The 17,599-nt window shown below is 48.3% G+C and carries 14 protein-coding genes; 13 read left to right on the top strand and 1 reads right to left on the bottom strand.

Going from position 1 to position 17,599, the window contains the following annotated elements; genetic code table 11:
- Nucleotides 1-29: 29 nt before the first annotated feature.
- The 5 genes from ONB37_15135 to ONB37_15115 all read left to right on the top strand — a co-directional run bounded on the left by ONB37_15135 (nt 30) and on the right by ONB37_15115 (nt 5,860).
- A complete protein-coding gene (locus ONB37_15135; GenBank protein MDZ7401488.1) occupies nt 30-2,750 on the top strand; it encodes an SUMF1/EgtB/PvdO family nonheme iron enzyme in 2,721 nt (906 codons plus the stop codon).
- Nucleotides 2,751-2,784: 34 nt separating this feature from the next.
- The gene (locus ONB37_15130) at nt 2,785-3,135 is read left to right on the top strand and encodes a formylglycine-generating enzyme family protein (protein ID MDZ7401487.1); all 351 of its coding nucleotides are present in this window, start codon (nt 2,785-2,787) and stop codon (nt 3,133-3,135) included.
- Between the two features lie 486 nt (nt 3,136-3,621).
- Entirely contained in the window at nt 3,622-4,401 is a 780-nt protein-coding gene (locus tag ONB37_15125; protein MDZ7401486.1) for an HAD family hydrolase, read from the top strand.
- 38 nt (nt 4,402-4,439) lie between these two features.
- Nucleotides 4,440-5,369 carry a formamidopyrimidine-DNA glycosylase gene (locus tag ONB37_15120; GenBank protein MDZ7401485.1) on the top strand — a complete coding sequence of 310 codons (930 nt, stop codon included), beginning with the start codon at nt 4,440-4,442 and terminating at the stop codon, nt 5,367-5,369.
- Between the two features lie 23 nt (nt 5,370-5,392).
- On the top strand, nt 5,393-5,860 hold the full coding sequence (locus tag ONB37_15115; protein ID MDZ7401484.1) for an MGMT family protein: 468 nt from the start codon (nt 5,393-5,395) through the stop codon (nt 5,858-5,860).
- On the opposite strand, the gene ONB37_15110 is transcribed toward ONB37_15115, so the two are convergent.
- On the bottom strand, nt 5,766-6,023 hold the full coding sequence (locus ONB37_15110; GenBank protein ID MDZ7401483.1) for a GlsB/YeaQ/YmgE family stress response membrane protein: 258 nt from the start codon (nt 6,021-6,023) through the stop codon (nt 5,766-5,768). The two genes, ONB37_15115 and ONB37_15110, sit on opposite strands and share 95 nt — an antisense overlap.
- Nucleotides 6,024-6,656: 633 nt before the next feature.
- Between ONB37_15110 and ONB37_15105 the strand changes: the two genes are divergently transcribed.
- From ONB37_15105 to ONB37_15070, 8 genes are all read left to right on the top strand, one after another.
- Nucleotides 6,657-7,217, top strand: a complete 561-nt coding sequence (locus ONB37_15105) for a GyrI-like domain-containing protein (GenBank protein MDZ7401482.1) — start codon at nt 6,657-6,659, stop codon at nt 7,215-7,217.
- A 577-nt stretch (nt 7,218-7,794) separates the two neighbouring features.
- Nucleotides 7,795-8,175 carry a hypothetical protein gene (locus ONB37_15100; GenBank protein MDZ7401481.1) on the top strand — a complete coding sequence of 127 codons (381 nt, stop codon included), beginning with the start codon at nt 7,795-7,797 and terminating at the stop codon, nt 8,173-8,175.
- A gap of 317 nt (nt 8,176-8,492) precedes the next feature.
- Complete coding sequence (amrB, locus tag ONB37_15095; protein MDZ7401480.1) at nt 8,493-9,614, top strand: AmmeMemoRadiSam system protein B; 1,122 nt, start codon at nt 8,493-8,495, stop codon at nt 9,612-9,614.
- A 314-nt stretch (nt 9,615-9,928) separates the two neighbouring features.
- Entirely contained in the window at nt 9,929-12,610 is a 2,682-nt protein-coding gene (locus ONB37_15090) for a hypothetical protein (protein ID MDZ7401479.1), read from the top strand.
- Nucleotides 12,611-12,892: 282 nt separating this feature from the next.
- A complete protein-coding gene (locus tag ONB37_15085; protein MDZ7401478.1) occupies nt 12,893-13,423 on the top strand; it encodes a peptidylprolyl isomerase in 531 nt (176 codons plus the stop codon).
- A gap of 195 nt (nt 13,424-13,618) precedes the next feature.
- Nucleotides 13,619-14,779, top strand: a complete 1,161-nt coding sequence (gene pgsB / locus ONB37_15080) for a poly-gamma-glutamate synthase PgsB (protein MDZ7401477.1) — start codon at nt 13,619-13,621, stop codon at nt 14,777-14,779.
- Complete coding sequence (gene pgsC / locus ONB37_15075; GenBank protein MDZ7401476.1) at nt 14,769-15,197, top strand: poly-gamma-glutamate biosynthesis protein PgsC; 429 nt, start codon at nt 14,769-14,771, stop codon at nt 15,195-15,197. Before pgsB ends, pgsC begins: the two co-directional genes overlap by 11 nt.
- 338 nt (nt 15,198-15,535) lie before the next feature.
- Entirely contained in the window at nt 15,536-17,293 is a 1,758-nt protein-coding gene (locus tag ONB37_15070) for a C69 family dipeptidase (protein ID MDZ7401475.1), read from the top strand.
- Nucleotides 17,294-17,599 lie beyond the last annotated feature (306 nt).

Here is a 17,599-nt window from a genome sequence, read left to right as displayed (position 1 = left end):
TAGCTTTTGGAATCGGAAGGAGAATCGTCATGGAGGAAAAATGGGTTTTATTGGTGCTGCTGATGGTTATAATCGTTGCAGCGGCCGTGACTTCTCCCCTCTGGGTAGCGCCTCTGCTAAAGTTTATTGGAACGAAGAGCGAAACCATCCAAGGGCTGGCGGATCTGATTCAAATTCTTCTGTGGAGAGGCACTGCGATTATTTTCATTGTTGGATTGACAAGAAGCAAGAAAAAAGCTGCCCCGATCGAAGCGAAGCCCGAAGCAATCCATTCTGCATCCCAACAAGACCGCAAGGTTATCATCCATGGCCCGGCTCAGGACGCCATTATCATTACCGGCGATAAAAATAGGGTAACCCTCAGCCCCAAAAAACGCAGCGATGTCACAGCCCTGCGCCACGCCTACCTCAGCCACGTTTTCAGGACCGCCAAATATCTCTATCTGGCTGGCATCGATCCCAAGGCGACCAGCGAAGCCGAAACCCGGCTGGAACTGAATGCGGTTTATACCGCGCTGATGACCATGTCCACCGAAGCGCACGAGTTCTGGCAGCATGGGAAAGGAATCGACAGGGAAACCCAATATCTCTCTGCACTGGAGCAATTGAACCGCCACCGCCATCTCGTTGTATTGGGCGATCCCGGCAGCGGCAAAAGCACCTTTGTCAATTTTGTGGCGATGTGCCTTGCTGGCGAAGCGCTGGCCGAGAAGGAGGCCAATCTATCATTGCTCACCGTGCCAATTCCTCAGAAAGACAAAGAAAAAGAAAAACCACAGCAGTGGGATCACGGCGCGCTCATTCCGATTCGGGTGATTCTGCGCGATTTTGCCGCTCGCGGCTTGCCCGCCACCGGGACCAAAGCCACCGCACGACACCTGTGGGATTTTATTGCCAATGAATTGGCCGCTGCCACCCTGGCCGAATACGCCGATCCCTTGCGCCAGGAGCTGCTTAAGAACGGCGGCTTGCTATTGCTCGATGGATTGGACGAAGTGCCCGAAGCGGATAAACGCCGAGAGCAGATTAAACAAGCGGTGGAAGATTTCGCAGCGGCTTATCCCCGCTGTCGCATTTTGGTAACCAGCCGAACTTATGCCTATCAGAAGCAGGATTGGCGCCTGCCAGATTTTGCCGAGACCATCCTGGCGCCATTCAATACCGGACAAATTGAACGCTTTATCGATCGCTGGTACAGCTACATCGGCGTTTTGCGAGGCTTGAATTCGGACGACGCTCGAGGCCGGGCAGAGCTATTGAAACGTGCCGTCTTGACCAATGATCGGCTGCTGGCATTGGCCGAACGACCGCTATTGCTGACCCTGATGGCCAGCCTCCATGCCTGGCGTGGGGGTAGCTTGCCGGAACGCCGCGAGCAATTGTACGCCGATACCGTGGATCTGCTGCTGGATTGGTGGGAAAGCCCCAAGACCGTTCGGGATGCCGATGGCACGATTAAAGTATTGCAGCCCAGCCTGGCTGAATGGCTGAAAGTGGATCGCCAGCGCGTGCGCGACCAGTTGAATGAACTGGCATTTCTTGCCCACCATTCCCAGCCGGAGCTGGTCGGCACCGCCGATATTGCCGAACACGACCTGGTGGCGGGCATGATGAAGCTGAGCCAGAATCCGGATGTGAAGCCGGCGCGGCTCATCGAATACCTCAGCCACCGCGCCGGCCTGTTGCTGCCGCGTGGGGTGGGCATTTACACGTTTCCGCATCGCACCTTTCAAGAGTATCTGGCGGCCTGCTATCTGACCGACCATGATTACCCGGATAAGCTGGCTGAACTGCTGCGAGCCGAATCCAATCGCTGGCGCGAAGTGACCCTGCTGGCTGGAGCCAAAGCCGCCCGTGGCGCTGCCTCAACCATCTGGCTTTTGGTAGATGCCCTGTGCTGCAAAGAAATGGAAAAACAGCAGCCCGATTTATCCGAGGTCTGGTGCGCTCATCTGGCTGGACAGGCGATCGTGGAAACCGCGGACCTGAGCCGACTCAGCGAAAGCAACCGGATCAAGGCGGAGCGGATCAGAAATTGGCTGGTCGCTATTCTCCGCAACGAAAAGTTCCCTGCCATCGAACGCGCCGCAGCCGGCCGCACCCTGGCTAAACTCGGCGATCCTCGACCCGGCGTCGGCATTTTGATCCGCGAAAAAACCGAACTGCCGGATATTCTTTGGTGCCTAATCCCGGCCGGCGAGTTCTGGATGGGCAGCGATAAAAAAGTGGATAGCTTAGCTGATGATAGAGAATTTCATATACATAAATTGACGCTGCCAGATTTCTATATCAGCCGCTATCCCATCACCAACGCCCAGTTTATGGCATTTGTGAAAGCTGGCGGATATCAAAATCCACAGTATTGGCCGGAGGCAAAGCAGGCAAACATCTGGCAGGACGGCAAAGTGAAAGGCAATGGGGATGAAAAACCTCGTTCTCAGCCACAAAATTTTGGCGAACCGTTCCATCTGCCCAACCACCCAGTGGTCGGTATAACCTGGTACGAAGCCCTGGCCTTTTGTCGATGGTTGAATGAAAAAATATTGAATTTGGATGTGGTTGATGTGGATGTTGTGGATTTTTTGGTTGTAGAGACGATTCATGAATCGTCTCTACAACCACAACCACAAACACGAAAACATCCACATGCGTCAGGACTATTTCCGATCCATATCTGGCAACCAGGAAAAATCAACACCCAAAAATTAGCGGCAAAAAAAATGGCAAATCACCCTGCCCTCGGAAGCTGAATGGGAGAAAGCCGGCCGAGGCAGTGATAAACGGATTTATCCCTGGGGCGATAAGACCGATCCCAATTGCGCCAATTACGGCGATACGGGAATTGGCACCACCAGCGCGGTGGGCTGTTTTGGCGCTGGGACGAATCATTTTGGTTTACTGGACATGAGCGGCAATGTCTGGGAATGGACCCGAAGCAATTATGAGGGGTATCCTTATCAAACAAAATGTGAAAATTTAGCTGCTGGAACTGACTACGCCCGTGTGTTGCGTGGCGGGGCGTTCGGCATTGATCAGAGGGTCGTTCGTTGCGCCTATCGTTACATGAACGTTCCACATTTCAGGCACGACTTTGTGGGGTTTCGGGTGGTGTTGTCCCCCCCAATTTTTATCTGAATCTCTGATCTCTGTATCTCTGAACTCTCAAGCGCGCGCAGCGCGCTTCGCGAAAATTTTTGGAGTTAAGCCGTAAGGCTTTTAGTCTTTCAGCGACGAAAAAATAACTAAAAGGCTAACGCCTTAACTCCATGATTCACTCCGCCAGTTGGCCTTTGGCGACAACCGAAGTGAATGAATGGGCAAAGATTGCCATTGTGAGCATCCGCCAACTGACCATTACCGTCAACTCGAGCTCAAAAAAATGTTAAAACCGTTAAAACGGTTATTGAATGCGATCCGAGTTTGTTATTAAAGCCCGAATGAATTCGGACTTTAATGACAAATTCATAAGAGTGGCTGACCGCTTCAGCGGTCTCTGAAAACAAAATATTCTATTTGGGCGCTAATAGCCCGTTGGTGGATCGCTCAAAATAAAATTCCCTTCTTAAGTTGAAACCAATAGCCAGTTGGCAGATGGAATCAGCTTGCAAAACTGGAAAGAAAATGATCAAATGGATTTTTTTCGACATCGGCAACGTGATATTAAATGATGACCCTGCCATGGCGTTCTTCTATCATGAGATCTTTCAGGCCATTCAGCAAAACGGACAAACCGTCTCGTTGGAGGAGGTTCTGGCCGTGCGAGAACGATCGATTTTGGTGGAGCGCAACGGCAGGCACTATGAAGTGGTGATGAGGCGATTTTTAGGGGATGGCGTCTGGCAAAAGGTTGACAGACGGATCCGACGAGCTTTATCGGATAACTGGGCGCAGCATAGCCCGATCATTCCAGGAATTGGTCCGGTCATTCAAAAATTAGCTGAAAATTATCAGTTGGGCATCATCGCGAATCAGCCGCGGGAGGTGATCGGCGTGCTCGATCAATTGGGGCTGCTTGGCTATTTTCGGATCCATGGCATCAGTCAAATTGTGGGGATGGTTAAACCAGACGTGAACTTTTTCCGTTGGGCATTGGCGCAGGCAAATTGCCCAGCGCCCGAGGCGATCATGATCGGCGATCGGGTGGATAACGACATCAAACCGGCCAAAGCCATTGGCATGAAAACCATCTGGCTGTCCCTGCCACTGGAAAAGAAAGGATATGAACCGAGGGAGGATTTTGAACGGCGATATTTCGAAAGCCTGCGGCGCGCCAGCGCCTCTCGCATGCCACCCTTAGATGCATCCGACACCCCAGATGCTTTTGCCCAGGATTTTGAAACGCTATTGGATCAAATTTATTGGTTGAACAATTCTGTGCATGCTCCCAAGCAAGAGTTCTAATGGTTCGCAGGGGGCGATCGAACAAACGGAGGCCTCCAGTGCCCGAATATCCGGACATTATCGTCTATCTAGAGCGATTGAATGCGCTGCTGTTGGGCCAAGCCTTAGAACAAGTGCGCATCGTCAGCCCATTTCTGCTGCGCAGTGTTGATCCGCCCATCCAGGAGGTCGTTCACAAAAAACTCATCGGCTTCCAACGGCTGGGCAAGCAGATCGTGTTCGCCTTCGAGGATAAATTTTATTTGATCTTTCATTTGATGGTGGCGGGCCGCTTCCACTGGCGGGCACTTGGTGCTGCTGTTCCCGCCAAAGTCGGTTTGGCTGGCTTCGACTTTCCCAATGGGACCCTCTTGTTGACAGAAGCTGGGACAAAGAAACGCGCGTCGTTGCATCTGATCCGGGGCGAGTTCCAACTGCTGTCGTTCGATGCTGGCGGATTGGACGTCTTAACGGCCTCATTCTCGGAATTTAAAGCTCGTCTTCAGTCCGAAAACCATACGCTCAAACGGGCGCTCACTGATCCACACCTGTTCAGCGGGATCGGCAACACCTATTCCGACGAGATTCTGCATCGGGCGCGGCTCTCTCCAGTGATGTTGACCAGCAGAATCTCCGACGCCCAGATCGAACAACTCTATCAGGCCGCTCAAACTACGCTGATAGAATGGGTTAACCGGCTTCGGGCCGAAGCTGGCGATGGCTTCCCTGAAAAGGTTACGGCGTTCCGAGCCGACATGGCCGTCCATGGCCGTTTCGGAAAACCTTGCCCCGTGTGCGGCACAATTATCCAGCGCATCCGATATGCCGAAAATGAGACCAATTATTGTCCGACCTGCCAAACGAGCGGCAGATTGCTGGCTGATCGATCGCTATCGCGACTCTTGCGCTCTGATTGGCCTAAAAATTTGGATGAGCTGGAGGCTCACGCATCCAAATTTCGGGGAGCAATCGAAAGGGGGCGGACCTGAGTGATGATGTCAAAAAGACGGAGATGTATGAGCACATTTACGAAGTGATCTCTCAAATCCTAGTCGGTCGCGTAGCCAGCTACGGCCAAGTAGCAGAAATTGTCGGCGAATTGAGCGCTTGCAATATGGGATATGCCTCGGCAGCGCTGATGTCCAATTGCGATGTGCCATGGCATCGGGTGATCAATCGCCAGGGACATATCAGTTTGCGGATCGATGGCGACGAAAGCCTGAGACAACGCGAAAAACTGGAGGCCAAAGGGATTCAGTTCGACATCCCTGGTCGCATCGACCTGAGTCAATATGGTTGGGCCGGTCCGCAATGGGAATGGCTGAGCTCATGGATTGCTCTAGCGCCCTTGCGAAGGCCAAGCACCCTCGCAAGGGCAGCCGAAGCTACTTCTTCACTCGAATCAACCCGATCAACCAGATCAGTACAATGGCACCGACCACGGCTGCTACCAACATCCCGATCGGGCCTGCGGCTTTGATCTGCAGCAAGCTAAATAAAAACCCTCCGATCAGCGCGCCTATCACTCCGAGGATGAGATTTCCAATCAGACCGAACCCTCTGCCTTTGGTGATGCGGCCAGCAATCCAGCCAGCTAAGAGACCAATAATTAAAAACCAGAAAGTGAACTCAGGCTTCATCATTCCTCCTCGTGGTTATTACCTTTGGTTCTGCATAAAAAGCAAATTATGATTATCACGCTTCCGATCTTTCACATCGAATTATCAATTTTGCCGCTTCTTTCAAAAAAAAGTTGTTTGGATTCACAGGAATATGTTTTAAATTTTTAGAGCCATGAAACTCAGTTATAATTCCTAAATTAGACAAACTAAATTTGCATCTTCATTGCTAGCAATGCTCAGATCCGATTTATCTTGCTCAAAGAAATTCCTGCTAACCAATAGCGAGCCGTCATATCAACCGCGTTTGGTAGGATGATTCTACCATAAGTCTGCTATTAGTATTAACAAAAAATAATCACAATGTCAATAAAAAAATTTTTCGATTTGATTTGCAGCTTGTCATAGCGACCTTTTCGGTAGCAGACGAACTGTGCCAATTCGATTTTCCACTTGACATTTAAAAATATTTGCTATATATTTCAGCGCATTAAAAGATTTTTGATTCGGTTCGATCGATAGTCCATGCCAATGAGTTTCTCATCGGTGCGCGGTAACCATCGCATAATTCGAGCTTGTCTTGACTGAGCCAAGCGCGGAGCGAAGCGCTGTTTATCTAAATGGGCTTCAGTCGTTGACCCATGATAGGAGCATATCATGAGAATCGCGAGGGCGATCTTCATTGGGATTTTATTATTGTTGACTGCTGGCTGCCAAAAAAATCATGAGAAACCTGTCGTAATCGAGCAAGCTGATCCTGAGATTCAATGTGCCACAATCGAAATATCGCCTTTCAGCTATGTCTGTTTGTCCTCCCAGGGAAATTTCAGGGATTATCAGTCTGCTGTTGATACCTTCCGAGCAGAGGCATCCATTCAAGGGTTTGAATTGGCAGATACTTTGCTCGCGATTTTTGATCATGCACCAGGCGAGGGAACAGGTCCGATGAACTGGGACATTGGATTTGTGGTGCCCGAAAGCCTGGTGGTAATGGAACCACTCCAGGTAAAAAAATGGAACTTTAACAGAGTGGTGCAAGCAAAATATCAGGGACCAGAGAACAAATTAGAGACAATTTATCCTCTTGTTTCAAAATTCATGAGGTCACACCACTTGTCGCCTGCGGGACCAATTGTGGAGCGGTTCCCAGCGAACCATCCTTCTAACGTTCCAACGGAATTTGCAACAGAAATTTGGTTTGCCATTAAAAATGAATAACTACCTGATCGTTTTCCCAATTTATGGGGTGGAGCTTTATCCCAGCGCTACTAAAAGTTTCAACTTAAAGCATAGCAGCTATCATCGCAGAGAGTTGATAGTTGGTCATCGAAAAAGGAGACGACCCGTTGTAATCTTGTGAGGAGATTCAATTGAATCATCAAGGGACAACCCATGTTGCTTTCAACTCCAACCCAATGCCGCTTATTTTTGCCACAATTTCAAATGAGTTACGTTTGCTGAAGATCTATTGGAACCGCTCCGACAGAGGAAGTGCTCGGAATGCTGATTTTCGAGCAAACCTGTGGAGGAGATCGAGATCCATCGTCTCCTTTATTGGAACAATGAGTCAATATGGGAGCAAACGGTTCGAGCGGATTATCACTCAGTTCTGTATCCTCATGATTTCGATCATCGGATATGGCGTCCAACAAAAACTGATTTTGTCCTTTTTCAAGTATACGCCTCTTTGGGCAATTCCAACATCAAGCTTGATTTTCATTTCACACTTCACTTCCCCAATTTTTCAGCGCAAAAGATACATTCGCTCTTCATCTCTCTAATGTGGAGGTTCGGTATGGAAAAAATCAAAGAATTGTTTGTTGTTCTTGAGGATCGCCCGAAAGCATTGGGAGAAATGCTATCGGTTTTAGCAAAGGAGAATATTAAAATAGAAACGCTGGCCGCTTTTGTCGATAGCGCCAAGCTGATCGTTAAAAACCCTGAAAAGGCACAGCAGGTTTTAAGGCAACACAATTACGTCACTGAAATTCGAGACGTGATCCAAACCAAAGTTGAAAATAAGACCAAAGAGCTTGCTTATATCACCGAACGAATCGGGCATGTTGGGATCAATATCAGTTATATTTATGGGATTACCTGTGCAGGAGGAAAGCAATTCTCTATTGTCATGGATGTGTCGGACGTGGATACCGCCCTCTCGTTGTTTAAATCATAGTCGAAATTAGAGGCAAATATTAAGATTATCTAATTGGATTAAATTCGGAGCTCCTTTCATCTTTAACTTCACCGCCTAAGCTAATGCTATCCTAACAAGGCGATTCGCATACTTTAGCAGAAAAGTTGCACTATGGGGACAATCAAGGCCTATAATTGAGTTTGCTGAAGGATTTATTGTGTTTCATTCATCAATGAAATTTAATGCTCATTGTCTAATTCATGACAATAGGTGTTAAGAACGATAAAATTACCAGTGAAAAGCACGATCTAATTTGACTTCCTTCAAAAGCGGGGCGTATTAACAGGACCAATACTATGAATGGTTTTCACTGGATCAAAACTAGCTCGACTTTTGCATCCATCTGCTTATTGATTTGCGCATTCGCATTCATCAAGCAGTGCTGGAGTCAGGCAGTACCAAAAGGTGCGCGCGTTCGCGCGCTTAAGGATACCATTGGCTTCTGTTATACTCAAGAGCAGATTCAAGCCGTGGTGGAGCTGGCAGAAAAGTTAGAGCATGAACAATTGGCTTTGCTTCGCGCTCGGTTTCAGCCTCGGCCATGGGTTGCTGGAATTTGTCCACATGACGACCATCTGCTGGCTGGCCGGGTTTATGTTCATTTGTTTCAGAATATGAAGGCTAAACGTTATGTCATCTTCGGTGTCGCACATAAAGCCGCACAATGGGGCGTTCAGGATTCGCTAATTTTCGATGATTTCGATTATTGGCGCTCCGCGAATGGGATTATGAAAATTTCGGATTTGCGCCAGGAAATCATCGAGCTTTTGCCGAAAGAGATTTTTGTGATCAATAATGAGTGGCAATCCGAGGAGCATTCCGTCGAAGGCATCTTGCCGTTCATTCAGTATTACCAACCAGAGGCAGAGATCGTTTCGATTTTGGTGCCTTATATGAATTGGCCGCGCATCGAGCTGCTCTCTCAATATCTTTCAAAAGCGCTGGTCACGATCATTAAGAAGCATGGCTGGCGCTTGGGCGTGGACATTGCCTTCATCTGTTCCAACGATGGTGATCACTACGGCGATCAGGATTGGGGTGGCCGAAATTTGGCACCTTTTGGCGTAGACGAGGCTGGGTATTTGAAGGCCACCCAGCAGGATAGCAGCCTCATTCGTAACAATCTCACTGGGAAGTTGACCAGTGAGAAGCTTCAACATTTCTGCCAACGCGTATGGGGAGAGAATGATCTGAGAGATTATAAGATCCGTTGGTGCGGCCGTTTCGCCATCCCATTTGGCCTCAACACAGTGCGAAAATTGATCGAGCAACTGGATCATGCGCCGCTTCACGGTTACCTCCTGCGTTACGACACCAGCTATCGCCTGGGAAAATTACCGCTGGAGATCGGCATCGGTACTACTGCGCCGTATAATATCCATCATTGGGTGGGCTATAGCGCCATTGGTTATTATTAGCCCGCAAGGCCTATTTTCTGTAAGAATCCATAAACATCTGTAAGACTCATCATCTCCAAAATGCCAATATCGCACCTGCGCATGCAGGTACCCCATAACAAGTGAGATTCAACACAAAGATTCCTGCATACGCAGGAATGACAGGGCAGTCTGATAATAATGCCATGCTTGCGCATGCAGGCACCCTATGGCAAGTGAGATTCAACACAAAGATTCCTGCATACGCAGGAATGACAGTTGTTAACATGCACCTGAATGAGAGATGTTTGATCATTTATCGACCTCGAAACGCATTATTCGTTAAGGAGAAATAGATGAACCCGCGCCATTGGACTCCAACCTATATTGTCCTGCTGGGTCTTCTCATCATCACATGGCTTTTCGGCCTACAACTCGAAGGATTTACCAAATGGGGCAAGACTCCAATCGATGCAGAACAACGATTGAAGTTATATCACCAGCACGAGGTCATGAAAAAGGGGTCGTTATTCGCTGAACTGCCATGGCAATTTTTGGGTCCAACAAACATCAGTGGCCGGATGACTGATGTGGCTGTTGTTGCCCCAAAGGGGAAGAACTATACGATCTATGTGGCGGGCGCTTCAGGCGGCGTATGGAAATCGGTGAATGAAGGCACCACATGGCAGCCGATCTTCGAGCACGCACCTTCGACTTCCATCGGCGACATCGCCCTGGCACCGTCGGATCCCAATATCTTGTGGGTTGGAACTGGCGAGGCCAATATTTTCCGCAGCTCTATGGCTGGTAGTGGCGTATTTCGATCGACGGATGCAGGTGAAACCTGGGAATACAAGGGATTGGCCAACACTCACACCATCGCCCGAATCGTGATCCATCCCACCGATCCAAATATCGTCTACGTCGCCGCCTCGGGTCATGAGTGGACTAACAATCCAGACCGCGGCATTTATAAAACGACAAATGGCGGAGAGTCTTGGAAAAAAGTGCTCTATATCAACGATAAAACAGGGGCAATTGACTTGGTGATGGATCCCAGCGATCCTAATACGCTCTATGCCGCCACGTGGCAGCGCATTCGGAAAAAATGGAACGATCCGCGAAACGAGCCTGATTACTCTGGGAGCGGAATCTTTAAGACGATCGATGGGGGTGAACATTGGCAGCCCATCAATCAAGGGCTTCCAGAGGCAAAATTTCGAGGTCGAATTGGAATCGATCTTTGTCAATCCAAGCCAAATGTGCTCTATGCGTTTATTGACAATTACGAGCCATACAAAGAGCCAGAGACAGAAGAAACCGATGCATACGGCCGTCCTCGGGGACCGATCATCAAAGGCGCAACGATATTTCGATCAGTGGACGCAGGAAAAAGCTGGCAGCAGACCCATGAGACCACTGATGAGACGGTCAAACTCTCTGGCACTTACGGCTGGGTGTTCGGCCAAATCCGAGTTGATCCCATCTACGAAAATAAAATCTACGTCATGGGCATTCATTTACATGTCTCAGAGGACGGTGGAAAAACCTTTCGGCGATTGACAGGAATGCACGTCGATCACCATGGGCTCTGGATCGATCCAGACAATCCTAAATATTTGGTCAATGCCAATGATGGCGGGTTGGCGATCTCTTATGATGGCGGCCAGAATTGGCGCACCTTCACTGATAATTTGCCTCTGGTGCAATTTTTTAATGTGATGTATGATATGGCCGAACCATTTCATGTTTACGGCTCGATTCAAGATCATGGCAGCTATCGCGGTGTTGTAGATTTAAGCTTGGGGCGGGATCGGATTCCCGCTGTCAGATGGGAGCCAGCTCCAGGCGGAGAGGGCAGCCATCACGCTATCGATCCCACCGATCCCAATATCGTTTATTCGGCTGGCTTCTATGGTACGCTTACCCGCAGCGATCTCGGCAAGAATGAACGAAAGACCATAGCGCCAAAACCTGGCCCCAACGAGCCAAAGTTGCGTGGGCAATGGCTGGCGCCGTTCATTATTTCTCCACATAATCCCAGAATCATCTATCACGGGATGAACTTTCTGTTCCGATCGCTGGATCAAGGCGACACATGGCAAAAGATCAGTCCAGATCTCACTTACAACGATCCGAATAAAATGGGAGACATCCCTTACCAGACCATTTTTACGATTTCAGAATCGCCGCTCAAATTTGGGCTGATTTATGTTGGTACTGATGACGGCCGTGCTCATGTGACCCATGATTATGGTTTGAGCTGGCAGGAGATTTCGAAACCGTTGCCAGATCGCTGGATCTCAAGGATCGTTGCATCTAAATTCGATGAAGGCACAATATATTTGGCACAAAACGGCAAACGGGATGATGATTTCGCCGCTTACTTGTGGCGGTCACGAGATTACGGCCGTTCGTGGGAAGACCTCTCCAGCAATCTGCCATGCGGACCGATCAACGTGGTCCGAGAAGACCCCAAAAACAAAAATGTGCTCTATGTGGGCACCGATTTGGGCGCTTATGTATCCATCGATGCGGGTAACTCCTGGCAAGTACTAGCCAAAAATTTCCCGACCACCTTTGTTCATGATTTGGTGATTCATCCTCGCGAAGATATCCTGATCGCCGCTACTCATGGTCGGGGAGTGTGGGCAATGGATGTGCGTTATATCCAAGCCATAACCGACTCAATGCTAATTTCTGGGGCGTTTCTTTATGATATCCCAGCCATTAAATTGCCCCCACTAACGCGAGAGGGCAAACCCCGCTGGTCAACCGAAGCAAAATTCGGTTACTTTTTAGCCAGCGACCAACCTATTAAATTATCCGTTATCGATCCATCTCAACAATCAATCAAAGAATTTGCAGCATCGGATAAAAAGGGACTTCATTTTATCCGTTGGGATCTCAAAACTACTGATCCCAAGGATGCCAAAAGCGAACCTAAGCTGATTGCCCCGGGAAAATACAAGCTCCGACTGTCGACCAGCAGAGGTAGTTGGGAGAAAGAATTTGACGTCGTTCCAGCAGGATCCTAGCTCCTGCCGTCAAAATGGAAAATTGTCATTCATCTTTCAGTGGGCAAATTTGATCTTTTCAAAGGGTTTTATTTGGTTGCACAATTTATCAAGATGGCTGATGAGGCAGTCACAACATTTCGGGTAATTCATATGCTATTGCAAGTTTAAGGACGATCCTCTGGCATTGAGCCGAAAAGTGTCTGAATTGAATTCCACCTGCAATGATAAATTATGATTAAAAATTTGAGACTGTCAAGCTTTTTCCTTTGTATTCTGTTTTTAAGCTGTCATGGGCGACAATTGCCGCGAGTCACATTTCAAACCAGCCTAGGCGATTTTGAGGTGGTGCTTTATGCCAAAGCCGCGCCCATAACCACTGCAAACTTTCTGCGATATGTAGACGAAAATCGATTTGAGGGGGCTTCGTTCTATCGGACGGTTCGTCTGGATAATCAACCGAACAATGCGATCAAGATCGAAGTCATTCAAGGCGGGCTAAAAGATGATGATCATCCATTGAGTTTGCCTCCGATACCGCATGAAACTACGGCGATGACCGGGATTGTTCATCAAGATGGAGTTATTTCCATGGCTCGGAACGAGCCAGGCACAGCGACATCGGAATTTTTCATCTGCATTGGCGATCAACCAGCGCTTGATTTCGGCGGCAGAAGGAATCCCGATGGTCAGGGCTTCGCCGCCTTTGGTCGTGTGATCAAAGGAATGGACGTGGTACGCGCCATCCATCGCCAGCCAGCAGAGGGGCAGTGGTTGAACCCAACTATCCCCTTCAAAGTCAGCCGCATAAAAAGCCGGAACTCAAATCGCTAATTCGATGACAGCATGACGGTATCGATCATCCCTCCACATAAATTCGGATGCTGCATGATTGATTTATTACTAATCAATGGCGTCAAATTTTCGTTCCTCCCAGGGCGTTATGTTCCAGCAGCGAACACTTAAAACTGAATTAGCTGAATTCTCTTGAGAAATTTTGGGAAGGACCATCTGTTGATTGCTTTGGTTTTGACAATTTTGTGCTTCATGATTTATCTGATTGCTGAGCGAATCCTATTGGAGCGAAGGTTGCAGGCGATCCCACTGCGGATCACGGTCACAGGCACTCGGGGGAAAACCACGCTGGTTCGAATGATCGCAGCGGTGCTCCGTGCCAGTGGAAAACGGGTGCTCGCAAAGACCACCGGATCGGAAGCAAAATACATCCTCCCAGACGGGAGCGAGCAATACGTCCCTCGGCGCGGTCTGCCCACCATTCTGGAACAGAAACATTTGCTGAGAAAGGCTGTTCAACTTCAAGTAAATTGCATCGTATCCGAAATCATGAGCATTCATCCAGAAAATCATTTTATTGAGTCCCAGCAACTGTTGCGACCGAACATCGTTCTAATCACCAATATCCGATTAGATCATATCGATGCCATGGGCGAGACTGAAGACCAGATCGCCTCAGTCTTTTGCTTGGATTTACCTCCCAATGCAAAGCTATTTATTCCAGCCACTGAGCTGCGGCCATCAATCTCCGCAATCTGCAAGAAAAATGGTATTCATTTGATCGCGATTTCAGAGAAAAAAAGAGAAGATGAGCTTGATGCCGAACGCTATCGTTTGCCGGCGCTGTTATCTGACCACATCGCCTTAGCTTCAGCGCTGGGACATCATCTCGGAATGGATGATGAGACCATTTCCAAAGGAATCAACAGCGCCCAGGCGGATATCGGTGGCTTGAAAATCTGGAGATATCAATCTGCCAACTCTGGTCCTGCCCATTACTTAGTCAATGCCTTTGCTGCAAATGACCCTACTTCGACTCGCGAAATCCTGGATTGGGTCAAAAAGCAGTTACCGGAGGCAGATCAAAACTTAATCGGGCTCCTGAACCTGCGCGCCGATCGTGGCGATCGAACACTCCAATGGATTCATGCTCTGAAAAATGGCTCAGAGTTTAATTTCAAACAAATTTTTGTGATCGGCGCTCATAAAAAAGTCATGAAGCGGCACATTCCCTCTGTTCAAATTTTGTCCGCCAAACAGCCCACTGCGCTCATGACCGACATATTTGCTAAACTCGGAATTCCTTCTGTGATTTTTGGCTTCGGTAACATCGCTGGTCTGGGCCGCTTATTGGTGGAACATTGGAATCTGATCGGGGAAGCTTATGAGATATGAAATTTCTTTTTTAGGGTTGCTCATCTCGTTGTTGTTCATTTCGTTGACTGGATATTATCCAGGTGGCATCATTGTGCCGAGCTATTTGGTCTTGTTTGTCGACCAGCCAGCTCGGATTGCTGCGACATGGGTGGTCGCGCTGCTGACCATGATCAGCTTCAAGATTATCTCACGGCATCTGATCTTGTTCGGCAAAAGAAGGCTTGTCTTTATGATCTTGTTCGGTGGCCTTTGGACGTTTATTTCATTACAGTTTTTCCCCTCTATTTTGCCCGCATCACTTGAATTCCGTGTTATCGGCTGGGTGGTCCCTGGGCTCATCGCGAACCAGTTCGAGCGCCAGGGCGTGTTGATCACTACTGCCGCGTTAATCACAGTGACCGTGACTATCTATTTTCTTGGGAAACTTCTGTTTTGAGAGCAGCCAATAATCGGGTCTTGCTTCGGCAAAATCGGACAGATCAGGACTCTAAAAGGCCAATAAAGATGGTTTCTGTGGCGATCTTCAGGTTGATTCTATATATTTTTTGCAGCCGAAGAACAGCCGAGCCCAGCGAAGACCTCGCTCGATAAATATAGCAAGACTTTGGTTTTTTATCTCATGGACTATTGATTATGATCTCACTTTTGAACAATCCTGGTTCAGTTCAAAAAATCAGGGCAATAAAATAAATTGGTTGTTTTGAATCTACAAAAAGTTTATATTAGAAAACTTCAGAGTTCACCATTCGATCTAAAATTCAATTTGGAGGCACTATGAGAGGAAAAAGCTTGTTGGTGATTGCATTGTTCTTGTCTGCCATGCTCTGGATTGCCATGGGTACATCAGCTATTGCCCAGAGTTGTGGGAATTGTGATCGGGAAGATGAATATCGGCGTGATGCCTGCACGGTCGTGATCGTTGGGAAAGCAGCATCGGCCGATGGCTCGGTGATTTCCACTCACACCTGCGATTGTGGAGTGTGCGATTGGACCTGGCGTTACGTTCCTCCAAAGGATCACGCGCCTGGCACGATGCGAAAAATCTATTGGTTCAATCAATTTGAGACCAAACCCCCGGAGAAGGGCTTGCGCTGGGATGCCATCGAGGGCAATTTCAACGGTCTGGAGATCCCTGAGGTGCCTCATACCTTTGGCTATTTACATGGCGCTTTCGGTTATATGAACGACAATCAGGTGGCAATTGGTGAATCGACCATTGGCAACCGCAAGGAGATGGATAACGAGACTTCAGCACCCAAAATGGACATCACCGCGTTGACCATGCTCGCGATGGAGCGCGCTAGAACCGCGCGGGAGGCGATCCAGATTATGGGTGATCTGGCGGTGAAATATGGGTATGGCCACACCGACAATGGCGAAATGTTAGCCGTCACTGATCCCAATGAAGCATGGATCTTCGAAATCTTTCCAGTCGGGCCGCTATGGGTCCCAGATAGCGACATGCCGGGTGCAGTATGGTGCGCACAGCGCGTGCCAGACGATCATGTCAGCATTTGCCCCAATGAATCGCGAATTGGCGAAATCGACCTAAGCAATAAAAACTATTTTATGGCCTCAGAAAATGCCATCTCCTTTGCCATCGAGAATGGTTTTTACGACCCCAACAGCGGTAAGCCATTCAATTGGAAACGAGCGTATTCTCCGAGTGAATTTAGCGCTAGCAGCACCAATGGCGCCAGAGGCCGAATGTGGCGTTTTTTTGATCTGGTGGCCCCCTCGAAAAAGTTCAGCCCAGATACACCCAACATGGATTTCCCATTCTCCATAAAACCTGAAAAAAAGTACTCAGTTTATGATGTGATGCTAATGTTGCGGGATAAGTTCGATGGCACGCAATTTTGGACCGCCCGTGGCATTCAAGGCGGACCATTCCAGAACCCCAATTACTTGCCTTATGGTTTTAAATTGGATGACCAAAAGTATGACACGCCACGCTGCATCGGCGTCAACCGCGCCGAATATGTTGTGATTACCCAATGCCGGAGCTGGTTGCCCAATCCGATCGGCGGGTTACTCTGGATCGGCTGGGGGGCTCAAGATACCCACTGCATGATGCCGTTCTACCAGGGCGTGACTGAGCTTCCAAAGTCATTTCAAATTGGCGATCATTGGCAGTTCGATCGCAATTCTGCCCGTTGGGCGTTCGACTACGTCGACTTCCATACCCAAGTGGTTTATTCCTATGCGATCCAGGACGTCCGAAAAGCCCAAGAAAAATGGGAAAAGCCAGCCGTCGATCGCACCCCCGAAATCGATCAAAAAGCGCTGGCGCTCTATAAGCAATCACCAGAATTAGCTCGAAAATTTTTAACGGAATATTGCATCAACAATGCAAATCTGGTCATCAATGCCTGGTGGGAATTGGGCGATCAATTGTTAGTCAAATACAATAAACTTTGGATCTACGACGTCCAGGAACGAAAACGTCGTCCATTGCTCTTCCCAGACTGGTGGCTCAGAGAATTGGTCAAATATAATGGCTTAACTCCCAGTCCCCAAAAGAACGAATAGCGAGAGAACCATAAAATTTGTCCAAGAACATGCGCATTTTTTGTGTTTGACGATTTCTTGAAAAATGATTTTAGTGGATGATTTGTAACAGAAACCGCTATGGCAGAACAATGTTAGCCAGTTAAGTTTTGGCAGGATGATTTGCAGCAGAACGCTTTTAGCAGGATAATTTTTGACAAGTTGTTTTGTTGAGAGGGGAATTTTCAGTAGCACAATCCCAATTCTCCTGCGATTTGATGTTTTGGAATGCATCATTTTGTTACCTTTATCGTCATTAGCTACAAGCATAGATTCTGCGATTCATAC

The organism is candidate division KSB1 bacterium (assembly GCA_034506395.1).
GTDB lineage: Bacteria > Zhuqueibacterota > Zhuqueibacteria > Thermofontimicrobiales > Thermofontimicrobiaceae > Thermofontimicrobium.
Note: the sequence above shows the minus strand (reverse complement) of the source record. Positions and strands in the feature narration are given on the sequence as shown.